The sequence below is a fragment of the Micromonospora sp. NPDC006431 genome, assembly GCF_042870725.1.
In the GTDB taxonomy this organism is placed as follows: domain Bacteria; phylum Actinomycetota; class Actinomycetes; order Mycobacteriales; family Micromonosporaceae; genus Micromonospora.
The window spans coordinates 26,582-41,285 of the sequence record NZ_JBIAHQ010000019.1 but is presented as its reverse complement, the minus strand read 5'-3'; the positions used below and the strand labels follow the sequence as shown (position 1 = coordinate 41,285).

General features: G+C 68.9%; 11 protein-coding genes. 3 read left to right on the top strand and 8 right to left on the bottom strand.

Going from position 1 to position 14,704, the window contains the following annotated elements; translation table 11 throughout:
• The first annotated feature begins 156 nt into the window (after nt 1-156).
• Entirely contained in the window at nt 157-1,761 is a 1,605-nt protein-coding gene (locus ACFYM6_RS26825) for an MFS transporter (protein ID WP_387279855.1), read from the top strand.
• A gap of 227 nt (nt 1,762-1,988) precedes the next feature.
• On the opposite strand, the gene ACFYM6_RS26820 is transcribed toward ACFYM6_RS26825, so the two are convergent.
• Complete coding sequence (locus ACFYM6_RS26820) at nt 1,989-3,053, bottom strand: glucose-1-phosphate thymidylyltransferase (RefSeq protein WP_387279853.1); 1,065 nt, start codon at nt 3,051-3,053, stop codon at nt 1,989-1,991.
• A gap of 314 nt (nt 3,054-3,367) precedes the next feature.
• Nucleotides 3,368-3,784 carry an SgcJ/EcaC family oxidoreductase gene (locus ACFYM6_RS26815; protein ID WP_073836146.1) on the bottom strand — a complete coding sequence of 139 codons (417 nt, stop codon included), beginning with the start codon at nt 3,782-3,784 and terminating at the stop codon, nt 3,368-3,370.
• A 328-nt stretch (nt 3,785-4,112) separates the two neighbouring features.
• Here ACFYM6_RS26815 and ACFYM6_RS26810 point away from each other — a divergent pair, with 328 nt between their 5' ends.
• On the top strand, nt 4,113-4,844 hold the full coding sequence (locus ACFYM6_RS26810; RefSeq protein WP_387279851.1) for a class I SAM-dependent methyltransferase: 732 nt from the start codon (nt 4,113-4,115) through the stop codon (nt 4,842-4,844).
• A 410-nt stretch (nt 4,845-5,254) separates the two neighbouring features.
• Here the strand turns inward: ACFYM6_RS26810 and ACFYM6_RS26805 are convergent, their stop codons facing one another.
• From ACFYM6_RS26805 to ACFYM6_RS26780, 6 genes are all read right to left on the bottom strand, one after another.
• Nucleotides 5,255-6,235 (bottom strand): Gfo/Idh/MocA family protein, encoded by a 981-nt coding sequence (locus tag ACFYM6_RS26805; RefSeq protein WP_387279849.1) that lies wholly within the window; start codon nt 6,233-6,235, stop codon nt 5,255-5,257.
• A gap of 57 nt (nt 6,236-6,292) precedes the next feature.
• On the bottom strand, nt 6,293-7,675 hold the full coding sequence (locus ACFYM6_RS26800; RefSeq protein WP_387279847.1) for an NDP-hexose 2,3-dehydratase family protein: 1,383 nt from the start codon (nt 7,673-7,675) through the stop codon (nt 6,293-6,295).
• Nucleotides 7,676-7,714: 39 nt separating this feature from the next.
• A complete protein-coding gene (locus tag ACFYM6_RS26795) occupies nt 7,715-8,971 on the bottom strand; it encodes a class I SAM-dependent methyltransferase (RefSeq protein ID WP_387279845.1) in 1,257 nt (418 codons plus the stop codon).
• A 265-nt stretch (nt 8,972-9,236) separates the two neighbouring features.
• A complete protein-coding gene (locus ACFYM6_RS26790) occupies nt 9,237-9,839 on the bottom strand; it encodes a dTDP-4-dehydrorhamnose 3,5-epimerase family protein (RefSeq protein WP_387279843.1) in 603 nt (200 codons plus the stop codon).
• Nucleotides 9,840-10,004: 165 nt separating this feature from the next.
• Entirely contained in the window at nt 10,005-11,300 is a 1,296-nt protein-coding gene (locus ACFYM6_RS26785; protein ID WP_387279842.1) for an activator-dependent family glycosyltransferase, read from the bottom strand.
• Between the two features lie 95 nt (nt 11,301-11,395).
• Nucleotides 11,396-12,547 carry a DegT/DnrJ/EryC1/StrS family aminotransferase gene (locus ACFYM6_RS26780; RefSeq protein ID WP_387279840.1) on the bottom strand — a complete coding sequence of 384 codons (1,152 nt, stop codon included), beginning with the start codon at nt 12,545-12,547 and terminating at the stop codon, nt 11,396-11,398.
• A gap of 507 nt (nt 12,548-13,054) precedes the next feature.
• Between ACFYM6_RS26780 and cmdF the strand changes: the two genes are divergently transcribed.
• Nucleotides 13,055-14,674 carry a tyrosine 2,3-aminomutase gene (cmdF, locus tag ACFYM6_RS26775; RefSeq protein WP_387279838.1) on the top strand — a complete coding sequence of 540 codons (1,620 nt, stop codon included), beginning with the start codon at nt 13,055-13,057 and terminating at the stop codon, nt 14,672-14,674.
• Nucleotides 14,675-14,704: the final 30 nt, after the last annotated feature.

The window sequence follows — 14,704 nt, the reverse complement described above, 5'->3', positions numbered from 1 at the left end:
GTACGGCGGCGGTGCGGGCAGCGGATCGTAGGACCGACCCGCCGGATTGCGCACTTTGAAAGAAGCCGCGGGACGACGAACATGACAATCTGTCCCTTTAGCGAGAACTGTGCGTAGGTCCACCTGTGCCCGCTGTGTGGACCAGGAGGGACCCCGATGCACGTTAACGACAACACGCCAGCCCCGCTGGCGGGGCGGCGCGAGTGGCTGGGCCTGGCCGTGCTGGCCCTTCCCACGCTGCTGCTGTCAGTGGACATCAGCGTGCTGTTCCTGGCGCTGCCCCGGCTTGACGCAGACCTCGCGGCCACCAGCACCCAACAGCTGTGGATCATCGACGTGTACGGCTTCATGACCGCCGGGTTCCTCGTCACGATGGGCAGCCTGGGTGACCGGATCGGCCGTCGCCGCCTGCTGCTCATCGGTGCCGCCTGCTTCGGGCTCGTCTCGGTGCTCGCGGCGTACTCGACCAGCGCCGAGATGCTCATCGGTGCCCGGGCGCTGCTCGGCATCGCCGGAGCCACCGTGATGCCGTCAGCGCTGGCCCTGATCAGCAACATGTTCCCCAACCCGAAGCAGCAGGGCATGGCCATCGCCGTGTTCATGAGCTGCTTCATGGCCGGCGGCGCCATCGGCCCGGTGGTCGGCGGCGCCATGCTGACCAACTTCTGGTGGGGGTCCGTCTTCCTGCTGGCCGTACCGGTCATGCTCCTGCTCCTGGTGGCCGGGCCGGCGCTGCTACCCGAGTACCGGAACCCGGAGGGCGGGCGGCTCGACCTGGTCAGCGTCGTCCTGTCCCTCGCTGCGATCCTGTCCCTGATCTACGGCATCAAGGAGCTGGCGCGGGCCGGCTGGGAGCTGGTTCCGGTGCTCAGCCTGGTCGTCGGCCTGGTGTTCGCCGTCGTCTTCGTGCGCAGGCAGCGGACGCAGCGCGAGCCGCTGCTGGACCTGCGCCTGTTCCGTCACCGCTCGTTCAGCGCCGCCCTGGCCATCATGCTGTTCGGCACCGCGATGATGTCCGGCCTGTCGCTGTTCTTCACCCTGTTCCTCCAGTTGGTCAAGGGACTGTCGCCGCTGTCGACCGGGCTGTTGATGGTGATCTCGGCCGTTGGCATGGTGATCGGCGCGATGATGGCCCCCGGGGTGGCGCAGAAGGTGCGCCCCGGCACGGTGCTCGCCGCCGGCCTCGGCATCGCGGCGATCGGCTTCCTGGTGGTCAGCCGGGTCGAGGAGTCGGCCTCGCTGGCTCTGCCGATCATCGGCATCGCCATCGTCTCGCTGGGCGCCGGCGCGTTCGCCTCCCTCGGCACCGGCCTGGTGGTCGGATCGGTGCCGCCGGAGAAGGTCGGATCGGCGTCGGCGGTGTCCGAGACCGGCGGCGAGTTCGGCGTGGCGTTCGGCATTGCCGTGATCGGCAGCGTCGGCACCGCCATCTACCGCAACCTGCTTGAGCTGCCCGCGGACGTGCCGGCCGGCGCGGCGACCTCAGCTCGGGAGAACATCACCGGCGCCGCCGCAGCGACCGCGGAGCTGCCGGAGGTGGTCGGGACGGCCCTGTTCGACGCCGCCCGGGCCGCGTTCACCACGGCCCTGCACGGCGTGGCAATGGTCTCCGCGGCCATCGCCGTCGGCCTGGCCGTGGTGGCCGTCCTCGCGCTGCGCCATGCGCCGCCGACCGGCGCCGTGCCGGCACCCGACGGCGCGGAGGACACCGCTCCGGCGCCGGCCGCCGCGCCGATGCCGGCCAGCGGCACCGCCAACTGATCACCCGGACTGCCCGAGGCCCGGGCCGGCGTGGGACGCCGGCCCGGGCCGACGCCACCCGACCGCGGACGGAGCCGCTGGAGAACCCGAACGCATGGTCCCGGCGCTGGAGAAGCTGACGCCGTAGTGCCGGCGGCGGCTGAGCGCCGGGTCCGGCGGGACGCCGGCACGGCCCCGCCGACCCGGCGGCCCCGCGCGGCGATCCGCCGGACCTGGCGCCGCCTCGCTCAGTCGGCGATCTCGACGCGGGTGTGGTCCCCGACGACCAGGCGGTGATACGACCGGTCGCCGCCGGGGGCCACGACCGCCGACCGCCCCACCAACGAGCCGTGCAGGCCCGGGGTCCCGGCGATGGTGGCGCCATCCAGCACGATGGAGTCCGCCAGCCGGGTGCTTCGCAGCACGCAGTGGCTGCCGATGGCGGTGCCCGGCCCGATCCGGCTGTCCTCCACCAGCGTGCCGTCGCCGATGATCGCCGGTCCGTCGATCCGCGACCGGACCACCCGGGCGCCAGGGCAGATCACCACCTGGCCGGTCAGCCGGCTGTCCGCGTCGACCTCGCCGGCCACCTCGCGCCGCAGATCGCCGAGCAGCCGGCGGTTGCAGTCCAGGACGTCCTCGAGCTGGCCGGCGTCCTTCCAGTAGCCGGCGTACTCGCTCGCCCGGACCTCGAAGTCATGGCTGACCAACCACTGGATCGCGTCGGTGATCTCCAGCTCGCCGCGGGCCGAGGGGCGTACGGCGGCGACCGCCTGGTGGATCGCGGCGGTGAAGAAGTAGACCCCGATCAACGCCAGGTCGCTGCGTGGTTGCTGCGGTTTCTCCACCACGCGCCGCACCCGCCCGGTGGTGTCCAACTCGGCGACGCCGAACGCCCGGGGGTCGGTGACCTTCTGGAGGACGACGTGCGCCGCTGGGCGGCGTCGGCGGAAGTCGGCAGCGACGTCCCGGATGCCGTCGGGGAGCATGTTGTCGCCGAGGTACATGACGAACTCCTCGTCGCCGAGGAAGTCGCGGGCCAGTCGTACGCAGTGGGCCAGACCCAACGGCTGGTCCTGCGGCAGGTAGGTCACCCGCAGGCCGAAGCGGTCGCCGTCCCCGATCGCCTCGGCGATCGCGGGGCCGCCGTCGCCCACCACGATGCCGACGTCGTCGACGCCCACCTGCCGGATGTTGCCCAGCACATGTTCGAGCACGGGCTTGCCGGCCACCGGGATGAGCTGCTTGGGCATCGAATAGCTGAACGGTCGCAGGCGGGTGCCCGCACCCCCCGAGAGCACCAGGGCCTTCATGGATGTCGGTCTCCTCTGTCGAGTGCTGCTTCGTGGCGATGAAGACACGGTGGTCCGCATACCCGTCTGGGCGGAGCCGGACTGCCCGGCGGCGTTGGTGAACGGCTCCGGGGCGTGTGGTTGCGCTCGTACCGGAGCGCTGGGACGTCGTGCGCGGGCGGACAGCGACGCGCGGCCCGCCTCGCGATGGCGAGGCTCGGGCCGCGGGTCACCAGCGGATCGCGACCGCCGCCGGCGGTACGCCGGCGGGTGCTGAGCTCCGCTCTCCCCGGCGTCGGTACGGCTGGGGATCGCTCACCGCACCGACGTCAGCGTCACGACGCCCGGAGGGGCGTGTTCTGGTAGGCGGTGATGAGCCAGTCCGGTCCCTGCTTGACCAGCGTCCAGGTGGCCCGGATGGCCCGTTCGGGAGCGACCTCGGTCTCGCCCGGTTGGAGCACGCCGCCCTGGGTGATGACCAGCGCGGCACCCTCGCCCAACTGCTTCACCGCCAGCGGGGTTCCGGTCACGTTGGTGCCCTTGTACGGCCCGGCGTACGCCTGGCTCATGAAGCCCTGGATCTCCTTGCGACCGGTGAGGAAGACGCCGGGCAGGATCAGCGTGCCGTCCTCGGCGAACGCGGCTGCGAACGCCGCCCCGTCGTTGTCGGCCCAGGCCTGCACGATGCGCCCGGGTACCGCCTGGATGGCGGCGGCCGTCTCGTTGTCGAGCGCCGCGTCGATATCCAGCATCGTAATTGTCCTTCCGTGGGGTCGGCGGCTGTGGCTGTATCGTTTCGCTACGGACTCCTCGGGCGCATCTCGTTGATTGCGGTCAACCGAGCTGCGGAATGCGCGCCGCAACTCAGGAGATGCGCCGTCGGCCAGGCGACGGGACGCTGGCATCATGGCCGAACCTGACGGCAGAACCGGATCGATCCCCTGACGGAAACGGCAGTCGCCTGCCGGCGCGCCGAACTCGGCGGACGCCGCAGAGCGTGACCGCGAATGTTGACGGCTGCTTGCCTGCTCGAATCCAGAACTGATGAGCCGGTCGTCCCGGCGTGGCAAGGAGAGACTGATGGAATACGGACCGGATCACGCTGAACTCTACGACCTCGTTTTCCGTAGCCGGGGTAAGGACTTCGGGGCCGAGGCGGAGCAGCATGCCCGCCTGATTCGGGCCCGGTTTCCCGAGGCGAAGACCCTGCTGGACGTGGCCTGCGGCACTGGTGCCCATCTGGCGGCCTTCGCGAGCCTCTTCGACCACGTGGAGGGACTCGAACTCACGTCGGCGATGCGGGAGGTGGCGAGAAGGAGACTGCCGCAGGCCACCGTACACCCGGGCAACATGCTTGATTTCGATCTCGGCCGCACCTTCGACGCCGTGACCTGTATCGGTAACGCCGTGGCCGAGGTGAAGTCCGCCGATGAGCTGGTGACCACGATCGGCCGCATGGCGGAGCACCTTGTCACGGGCGGAGTCCTGGTGATCGAACCGTGGTGGTTTCCGGAGAATTTCATCGACGGTTACATCGGCAGCCACCTGGCCGAGGAGAGCGGGCGCGTGGTGTCGCGGATAAGCCACTCGACGAAGCAGGGGAACAGAAGCCGCATCGAGATTCATTGCGTTGTCGCGGACCGCACCGGCATCAAGGGATTTACCGACGTTCTCTCCGTAGGTCTGTTCAGTCGCGAACAGTACGAGGCGGCGTTCCGGGACGCCGGCTGCACGGTGGAACTGACGCCCCCGTTGAGACTGGGGGACGGGCGGCCCACCAGCCCGGGAATATTCGTCGGAGTGCGTAAGTGAGATCCGGCGCGGAGCCCCCACGTCGCGTCCCGGCTCTGACGCTCAGCACCGTTCGGGCGTCCGCGGCGTCAGCCGTTGCCGGACCGACGCCACGCCCCTGGGCGGCGCCATCCACCGCGATCCTCTCCAGGTCGGCGTGCGGTCGGTGAGTCGGTCGGGCACAGCGCAGCCAGTAGCCCAGCCCGACGAGCCGATGGTCGAGGTACGCGGCACGCAGCGACCCGTCCCCGGCCCGTACCGCCCGGACGACGTGGCCGAGAAGCTCCGCCACGTTGGCGCGTGACGGTGGTTCGACCCAGCCCAGCGCGGCGCCGGCGCGGACCAGGTCCGCCAGGATCGGCTGGGCGGACTCCGCAAAACCGGGCCTGAAGGTGGGGGTCCGATACCAGCGCCGTCGCGTGCACGCTAGGTCAGCCCAGCACCACCACCGGACCATCCTCCTGGCCGTTTGATGCGGCTCGGACGAGACGGTCGAGGGTACGGGCATCGCTCAGCAACGGAGCATCGAACGCCCTCGAGTTGTCGTGCACCGCGTCGACGACGCTGGAGAGGAAGATCCGCATGCTGTCGGCCGGGCCCACGTGTCGTACGTGCCTTTGGCCATGAGATTCGATCTGGATGCCGACGGTCATGTCCGGCAGAGCCGAGAAGGGGCGTTCGAGGTCGACGGACAGCTGTCGTCCCAGCAACAGCAGGGAGTTTCGATAGGTGGTGGTGAACCCGAACTGCCCGACGATCGTCTTGCCGCCCGGATAACCCGCCAGGACGCTGTAGGACGTTTCCAGGCCGTCCGCGGTGCGATCGCCCACAATGGCCTGCACCTGCTCCGGTTCCGCGCCCCACAGAACTCTCCCCAGGGACGCCAGGTAGGGGCCGGTGTCGAGCAGGGCGCCGCCACCTCTGCCACGGTCGTGCCGGAAGTCGTCTGCCGGCACGGGCGGGGTGAACACGGCGACGACCTTGGTGACATCCGTGTCGAGGCCGTCGACGATCGACCTGACCTCGGCGAACATCGGATGGAACGAATAGCACGTCGCCTCCGCGAGCACGCGGGAGGACGATCGAGCCAGCGACACCATCTCCTCGGCCGTGTCGAGGGTCAGGAACGCCGGCTTGTCCACGACCACGTGGTGACCCTGCTCTATCGCATACCGAACGGCCTGCGCATGCTCGCTGTTCACCAGCGAGACGTAGACGAGACCGGGCGCATTCGCCTGCAGCGCGGCACGCCAGTCGGCGTAGATCTGTCCCAGCTTCGGTAGCGGGCCGACGGTCGCGGGGTCGGCGTGCGAGCTGGCGATGTTGATCGCCTCGATCTCGTTCATGGCGGACGCGGCCGGTAGCACGCGGCGCCGGGCGAATCTCGACATGCCGATCAGAAGAAGTTCCATGGGTCGCTCCGGATCGCCGCGCCAGAACTGGCGGTGTGGTCGTGGCGGGACGGGTGGTCAGAGGAGGCAGGCCATCAGGCTTCGTGCCTCGACGTTGACGTAGTAGCCGTCGTGCACCAGCCGGTTGAGCAGACCGAGCGTCATCCACCGATAGTTCTCCGGCGCGTCAACGGGATGATCCTCGGGAAGTTCGATCACCAGGTGCTTCGTGTCCGCCCGGTGGAATCGGCCGCCATCCTCTGATTGCAGCGACTCCATCCGCACCTGCGACGCGGGTGCGGTGAGGTATTCCACGAGCGGTGGAAGATCCTGCGGCCCGCGGCAATAGCCCGGTGCGAGTTGAATCGTGGCGGCGAGTTCGAGCCGGTCCGTGAGGCCCGGCTGCACCATCGCCTGGACCAGAAACTGGAGCACTCCCGAACGGCGTTGGCAGACGAAGGCCACCAGGTTGCCGGGAACGGGTTCGAGCATCGGCTGCCACCACCTGCCGACCTCCCGGCTCGTCGCCTCCACGGAGAGTCCGATTATCCGGAAGTAGGCGGCGTCGTGGTGCCTGATGCTGTCTCCGTCGGCAATCCAGCCGTCCAGCTCCGACAGGCCGACCCGCCGCACGTCCAGCGTGAAGAGTTCCTTCTGGTCGATGAGCCAGGTCATCGCGGCGGACAGGTCGGCGTCCGATCGGGCCAGGCTGTGCGACGCGATGACCCGAGCCTGAAACTCGTCGGCGGTGCGGTCGTCGACCAGCCCGCCGCCGGCCGCCCCGTAGGAGATGCAGCCCAGCACCGTACGGGCGTTCATGTTCACGTTTCCGCGCGCGAGCTGGCGCCGCAGTTGGCCCAGGGTGAGCCAGGCGAAGTCCTCCCTCATCAGGACTTCCTCATCCGGCGGTATCTCCACGATCATGTTGCGATTTCGCTTGTAGAGGTACCAGGACGCATGCTCGGAGAGCAGCCGGTCCACCAGGATGCGCCCGCGGGTGGGCCGGAGGAAGTATTCCAGGTACGGAGTGGACCGCCCGCCGTGGACGCGCTGATAGTTGCTCGGCGTAGCCTGCACCGTCGCCGCGTACTGGACCAGCCTGGTGTTGCCCGGCTCCATCTTCACCTGCATCAGGAAGTGGTATACGCCGTTGATCCGTTTGACCAGGATCCCCAGGATTCCGATCTCGGGCTGCACGATGATCGGCTGACTCCATTGGGATGTCGGACCGAAGTTCGTCCGTACGGACAGGCCTTCGATCGTGAAGAAGCGGCCCGAGGAGTGGATGAGACGGTCGTCGATCCGCCACTCGGGGAGGGTCTCCAACGGCACTTCCTGCACCTTGTAGGAAGAGGCCGCGAACCGTTCCTTGAGAAAGGTGTCGGGATCAGGCGTCTCCGGGCTGCTCTCCGTCAGGGCCGACAGCAGGAAGTCGTCAGCGCGGCTCACCGAGGGTGGCATGGGTTCTCTCCTCCGGGCGGGCAGGGCGAGCGAGCCGGGTCAGACCGCGGAGATGGCCGGCAGCGGGAAGACCAACCTGCCGCCGCGTGCCAGGAACTCCTGCTCCCGCTCGATGAACCCCCCGCGGTGGACCCAGGGGAGCACCAGCAACTGGTCGGGCCGGCGCGCCTTGGCGTCCTCCTCGGAGACGATGGGGATACCGGACCCGGGAGTGAGGCACCCGTGCTTCTCCGAGCTGACCTCGCCGACGCACGGCAGGTCTTCGGCGCCGATCCCGCAGTACTGGAGGATCACGTTGCCCTTGGTCGACGCCCCGTACCCCAGGGTCAGCTTGCCCGCCGCCCGCGACTCGTCGAGGAATGCGCGCAGCTTGTCGCGGTGGTCGCGGACGCGGCGGGCGAAGGTCTCGTACGGCGCCATGCTGTCGAGTCCGAGTTCGGCCTCCCGCCGGCGGATCCGGTTAACCTGGGCGGTGTCGATCTTGTGCTTGGTCGGGTCCTTGACCAGGGTGACGCAGAGGCTGCCGCCGTTGACGTCGGTGATTTCGGCCGTCGACACGGTGAACCCGACGCGTTCGGCCATCCACTCGATCTGGCGCAGGCTGTAGTACTCGAGGTGCTCGTGGCATATCGCGTCGTAGGCGGGGATCTCGAGCAGGGGGACCGCATAGCTCATCTCGATCATCCACACCCCGTCGTCGGTGAGGATGTCGCGAACGTCGGCCATGAACCCGACCGGGTCGGGCAGGTCGTAGAACATCGCGATCGACGTGACGATCTTGGCCTTGCGGTCACCGTACCGTTCCGCGAACGCCGTCTTCGAGAAGAAGTCCGGGATCAGGTCGATATCGTCGGGGTAGTACTCCCGCCACTTCTCACCCGTGGGATCGATGCCCACCCGGGTGAGGCCGTCGGCCGGGTAGCCCCGCAGCAGGGTGGCGTCGTTGCTGCCGATGTCGAGGACCAGGTCGGTGCGGTCCAGGCCGACCATGCCGGTGAGCTGCGCGACCTTCCGGTGCAGGTGATTGATCATGAAGGGGCGGATGCTCGAACGGTATCCGTAGTGGACGCCGAACATGAGCGAGAGATCGGCGGTGTGCCGCAGTTGCACGAGGCCACAGCCACCCGGGCCGCACTTGACGAGTTCCAGCGGAGCGGTCGGCACGACCTCGCCGGGTCGAGGAAAGATCCCGGTCAGCGCCTGGTTTCCCAGATCGAGAATCGGCACCAGCGCGCGGTTTCCGCAAATTCTGCACTCGGTGCACTCGGTGATGGCCAGGTCGCCGGTGATGGTCACGATGCCTCCCACTTGGTTGCCATTCGAGTTCAATTCCGAGCTGCCGGCGGAGTCGAGCGGCGACGCCCCGCCGCGTGGTGTCCGGGCGGGCGATCCTCAGCGCCGGTACGACGTCGTGCGGGGCAATTCGAGCCGATGATCTGGTCTAATTCTGGCCACGAGTGCGGGCGTGGTCATCTCCTGGATTGCGTGCCTGGCAATCGCGAAGAAATGCCGGGCCGGCGGTTGGCGGAGCGGCGCCTCACGACCCCGGCGAATGGTGACGTCAGCGCCACAACGTCGCCTCCGCTTCCCGGCACCTCTCGTACCGCGGAAGCAGTCCCTGCTTCTCGGCCTCGGCCAGAGTCAGCGCCACCTGGTCCCGCTCGGAGATGATCAGCGGGATGTCCTTCGGCAGCGGCAGGTCGAGGTCCGGGTCCAGTGGGTGGAGCGCATGCTCGTTCTCCGGAACATACTCCCCGGAGATCATGTAGCACATCACCGTGTCGTTCTCCAGCGCAATGAACGCGTGTCCGACGCCGACCGGGAAATAGACAGAACGAAAGCTCTGGGGATCGACCCGGACGGCGTCCCAGTTGCCGAATGTCGGTGAGCCGACCCGAATGTCCACGACGATGTCCAGCGCCGCGCCCTGGGCGCAGTACACGTACTTGGCGCAGCCGGGTGGGGTCGCCGTGAAATGCACACCGCGTACCACGCCCCGGCGGGACCTGCTGTGATTGGTCTGCGCCACGTTGAAGAGCGGCCGGCCGGTCGCCTTTCGGAACGGCGTCTCCTGAAAGGGGGAGACGAAGAGGCCCCGGTCGTCGTGCAGAGCCGTGGGCGTGAATTCGACGGCACCTTCGACGGAAAGCTTGCGTATCCGCACCGCATCTCCATACAGGTCAGCTCACGAAGCTGGGTTTCCGGCGGTGGCCGGACCGGGCGCGACGTGCCCGCATGATCGTGGTCGGGTCGGCCTGCCGCCCGGTCGAGACGGCAGGCCGGCGACGGTGACGCGATCAGGCGGTGGTCGAGCCGATGACCCGGCCCGTCAAGGGCGGTGCCCGCGACGTTCGAGGGTCAGCTTTTCGAGGTCGGGGACGATGTCATTCGGTGTGGGCAGCTCGGCGGCCTCCGCGCTCAGCCGGGCGGCGTTCCTGGCGAACGCCGGATCGTTGAGCACCCGCAGGAGGTGGCCGCGCAGTCCCGCCGCGGTCAGCCGGCCCGGATCGCTCACATACGCGCCCGCGCCCTGCTCCTCCAGCCCGTTGGCGACTGCGACCGGGCCCCAGAACTTGTCATTCCCGAACTTCCCGGGCACCAGGAGCTGCGGCACCCCGTGTTCGAGCGCCGTGGTGAACGTGCCGAGGCCGCCGTGATGGACGATGGCCGAACAGGTGGGGAGCAGCGCGGTCATCGGAACGAAGTGGACCGGACGAACATTCTCCGGCACGCTCGGCAGCGACGCCAGCTGCTCCTTGCTGAGGGTGAGCACCACCTCGACGTCCAGCCCGGCGACCGCCTCGATCAGTTCAGTGATCGACGCACCGGCGCTCAGCTCCCGGAACGACAGGCCGAGGGTCAGGCAGACTCGCCTACGCTCAGGCTCCTCCTGCAGCCACTCCGGCACCACCGAGGGGCCGTTGAACGGAATCGGGCGCATCATGAGGTAGTCCATGCCGGGCGGTTGCCAGGTCCACGGCGGCATGGCGTTGATGGTCCACTGGCCCAGCACCATCTCCTCGTCGAAGTCGAGGCTGAACCGGTCGAGTATCGGCTGCAGGGAATCCCGGATCGGATCGCGGTCGGGGTTCTTCTCCCGGGCCGCCGTACGCAGTTGCACCAGCGCATCCGTACTGATCAGGAGACGGGCGTGCGCGGCGCCGCTGGCCTGTGCGGCCACCGGACCGGAGAAGGCCATGGTCATTCCGTCCCAGATCACCAGATCCGGCTTCCAGGTGCGCGCGAAGCGCACCGCGCCGTCGATCACCGAGTCCGGGTTGAAGCCGGTGAAATGGTAGCGGGCCAGCAGGTCGAGTTCGTGGTGCGGATCCGCTGCGACGTAGTCGTCCTGCACCGATTTGCGCTGCTGCTCGTACGGGCTGTCGATCGCCGCCTGCGGGGTCGTCGCGGCCACCGCGTCGGCCATCATCGCACTCACGTCGATCTCGTCGCCGATGGAGACGGCGGTGAGGCCGGTGTGGGCGACGTCCTCGACGGTCAGTCCCGACGGGTCGGGTTGACTGGCGACCCGTACGTGATGTCCGGCCGTCTGCAGCGCCCAGGCCAACGGCGCCATCGCGTACAGATGGGTCCTGCTCGCACAGGTCAGGAAGAGGATTCGCATGGGAGCCTCCTAGGTAGCGGGTGCCGCGTCCGAAGCCTCCGCGTCGCGGGCGTGACCGTCCCGGTTCACGAGCGGGCTGTGGCAGGACGGCGTGCTCAGGCGGCCCGCCGGCGCGTGCGCGCGTCGACGGCGGCGAGGAGTTCGCGGGCCACTCGCTGCACCTCAGCGTCGGTGAGCGCCTGGTGCAGGGGGAGCAGCAGGGTGCTGGCCGCGGCCGCGTCGGTACCCGGCAGGTCGGCCTCCGATCCGTAGAGCGGAACGCGGTGCAGCGGCGGATAGCGGAACGTGGTGTAGATGCCCCGCCGCAGCAGGTCTTCCGCCACCTCGTCGCGGATCTCCGGGTCCAGCTGCACCCAGTAGAAGTAGTTGGTGGAGACGTGGCCGGCGGGCGGCCGCGGGGGGCGCTGGATGTCCGTGGCGTCAGCCAGCAACCAGTCATACTCGGCCATGACGGCTCCGCGCCGCTTGACGAAGTCGGGCAGCCGGCGAAGCTGGACGCGGCCCATGGCGGCGGTGACGTCGTTGCCGATCAGCCGCCGGCCGATCTCGTGGATCTGCTGGTCCCACCAGCGGCGTGGCTCTTTCGCCGCGGCGGCGAAGGCGCCGCGGTCCTCCATGCCGTGGTAGGCGAGCCGGTGTGCCCTACGGGCCAGCTCGGCGTCCCGTACGTAGATCATGCCGCCGTCCCCAGTGGTGATGATCTTGCGGGAGTCGAAGCTCCAGATGCCGATGTCACCGAAGGTCCCACAGGCCCTGCCGTTCACGGTCGAGGCCACCGAGCAGGCGGCATCCTCGATCAACGTGATCCCGCGCTCCCGGCACAGTGCGGCGATGGCGATGACGTCGCCCGGCAGGCCGCCGTAGTGCAACACCGTCACCGCCTTGGTCTGCGGTGTCAGGACAGCAGCGATGTCGGCGACCGAAGGGTTCAGGGTGTGGGAGTCGACGTCGCAGAAGACGGGACGGGCACCGGTGGCGGCGACGGTGCTGGCGTTGGACACGAAGCTCACCGCGGGCAGGACGACGTCGTCACCGGGGCCGAGATTCAGCAGTTCCATCGCGAGGCCCAGACCGGAGGTGGCGGAATTGACGAAGAGCAGCGTCTCGGGCGGTACGCCGAGGTGGTCGGCGAAGTCCTTCTCGAACGCCTTGGTCTGTTGCCCGTATCCCAGCCAGTTGCTGTCGAACACCTTGCCGACGGCCTCGAGCTCCTCGGCGCCGACGCTCGGCTGAAACATGTGGATCATGTGCGTCCTCTCAACAGGCGGTCTGGGGTGCTGTCGGGCCGCGCCGATGGGTGATCGTGAGCTTTCGGGTGCTCCCCGCATCAGCCTCGCCATTTCCGGTCGGCACTGGGCGCTACGTCGGAATTCATGCTCGGGTGGCCCCGTCGGCGGTCGCATCTCCACGAGTGCCGACCTGAGGCCGGAACGGTGCCGGGTCGGTCCTGCCGGGTCGCGAAGACCATGTGCATGTCGGTGTCGGCTCGCGGAACCGGCCGCCGGCGACCCGATCGACGTCCCGCCCAGGAAAGCCGGCCCCGGCTCGGTCGGGGCACCGGCCGGATCCGCGCTCGTGCGTCCAATGTCGATGGCCCCGCCCAGCTGGTCATCTCTGGCCGTGCGCGATCGTCCGCGCCCTCCGGCGATGGGCAATCACGAAGGTGCAGCGGCCGGTCCGGCGGTGATGAGAATCGATTCGCAACCAGCCGCACGGCAGCGGCCTTTGTTCGTCACACCCACCTGGGAGCGGAAATGACCATGGTCGGAACCGGTGTCCGCGTCGATGTCGATGGCGAGACGCTCGGCGTGCCGGATGTGCGCCGCATCGCCGAGGACAACGCGCGGGTCGCGCTCGGCCCGCAGGTGCTGGAACGCGCCGCGTCGAGCCGGGCGCAGTTCGAGGAGACCGTACGGCAGAACATTCCGGTCTACGGGGTGACCACCGGCTACGGCGAAATGATCTACATGCTCGTCGACACGGCCAAGGAGACCGAGCTGCAGACCAACCTGGTACGCAGCCACAGCGCCGGCGTCGGCCCCCTGTTCTCCGAGTCGGAAGCCCGGGCGGTGGTCGCCGCCCGGCTGAACGCACTGGCCAAGGGCCACTCGGCCGTTCGCCCGCTGGTCCTGGAACGGCTCGCCCTCTACCTCAACGAGGGTCTCACCCCGGCCGTGCCCGAGATCGGCTCGCTGGGAGCCAGCGGTGACCTTGCCCCGCTGGCCCACATCGCCAGCTCGCTGATCGGCGAGGGCTACCTGCTGCGCGACGGCCAGAAGGTGCCGACCGGGCCGGTGCTGCGCGCGCTGGGCATCGAGCCGCTGCGGCTGCGCTTCAAGGAGGGCCTGGCACTGATCAACGGCACCTCGGCGATGACCGGCGTCGGCGCCCTGGTGGCCTCGCACGCCCTCGCCCAGGCCCGGCACGCCGAGATCGCCGCGGCGCTGGTCATCGAGGCGCTGCAGGGCTCGATGAGCCCGTTCCAGCCGGAGGGCCACGACATCGCCCGTCCGCACGCCGGGCAGATCGCCAGCGCCGCCAACATGCGCGCGCTGATGCACGGCAGCCGGCTGACCGTCGAGCATGCCGACCTGCGCCGGCAGGTGGCCGCCAGCAAGGAGAAGGCCAACGGCAACGGCTCCGGGGTGCACCGCTCCGACGTCTACCTCCAGAAGGCCTACTCGCTGCGGGCGATCCCGCAGGTGATCGGCGCGGTCCGCGACACCCTCAGCCACGCCCAGCTCAAGCTCGAGATCGAGCTCAACTCCGCCAACGACAACCCGTTGTTCTTCACCGGCCGGGAGATCTTCCACGGCGCGAACTTCCACGGCCAGCCGGTCGCCTTCGTGATGGACTTCCTGACGATCGCGCTCACCCAGCTCGGGGTGCTCTCCGAGCGGCGCAGCAACCGGCTGCTGAACCGGCACCTGAGCTACGGCCTGCCGGAGTTCCTGATCAAGGGTGAGCCGGGCTTGCACAGCGGCTTCGCCGGCGCGCAGTATCCGGCCACCGCACTGGTCGCCGAGCACCGGACGATCGCCCCGGCCAGCACCCAGAGCGTGCCCTCCAACGGCGACAACCAGGATGTCGTCAGCATGGGTCTGATCGCCACCCGCAACGCGCGGCGAGTGCTGCGCAACAACAACATCATCCTCGCGCTGGAGTTCCTCGCCGCCGCGCAGGCGGTGGACGTCTCCGGGCGTCTCGACGGGCTCAGCCCGGGTGCCCGCGTCGTCTACGACACCGTGCGTTCGCTGGTGCCCAGCCTCGACGACGACCGCTACATGGCCGACGACCTGGAGCTGATGGCCGCCGCGCTGGAACGCGGCACGCTGCTCGACGCTCTGCGCGACGCCGGCATCAGCCTCAACTAGGGAGGGACTCGCCATGATCGTCTTCTCGGC

What these genes read in the sequence shown, in the direction of transcription:
- ACFYM6_RS26805 (WP_387279849.1), bottom strand. Translation starts at nt 6,235, where the DNA reads ATGGAACTTCTTCTGATCGGCATGTCGAGATTCGCCCGGCGCCGCGTG.
- ACFYM6_RS26815 (WP_073836146.1), bottom strand. Translation starts at nt 3,784, where the DNA reads ATGCTGGATATCGACGCGGCGCTCGACAACGAGACGGCCGCCGCCATC.
- ACFYM6_RS26810 (WP_387279851.1), top strand. Translation starts at nt 4,113, where the DNA reads ATGGAATACGGACCGGATCACGCTGAACTCTACGACCTCGTTTTCCGT.
- ACFYM6_RS26825 (WP_387279855.1), top strand. Translation starts at nt 157, where the DNA reads ATGCACGTTAACGACAACACGCCAGCCCCGCTGGCGGGGCGGCGCGAG.
- ACFYM6_RS26780 (WP_387279840.1), bottom strand. Translation starts at nt 12,547, where the DNA reads ATGATCCACATGTTTCAGCCGAGCGTCGGCGCCGAGGAGCTCGAGGCC.
- cmdF (WP_387279838.1), top strand. Translation starts at nt 13,055, where the DNA reads ATGACCATGGTCGGAACCGGTGTCCGCGTCGATGTCGATGGCGAGACG.
- ACFYM6_RS26800 (WP_387279847.1), bottom strand. Translation starts at nt 7,675, where the DNA reads ATGCCACCCTCGGTGAGCCGCGCTGACGACTTCCTGCTGTCGGCCCTG.
- ACFYM6_RS26785 (WP_387279842.1), bottom strand. Translation starts at nt 11,300, where the DNA reads ATGCGAATCCTCTTCCTGACCTGTGCGAGCAGGACCCATCTGTACGCG.
- ACFYM6_RS26820 (WP_387279853.1), bottom strand. Translation starts at nt 3,053, where the DNA reads ATGAAGGCCCTGGTGCTCTCGGGGGGTGCGGGCACCCGCCTGCGACCG.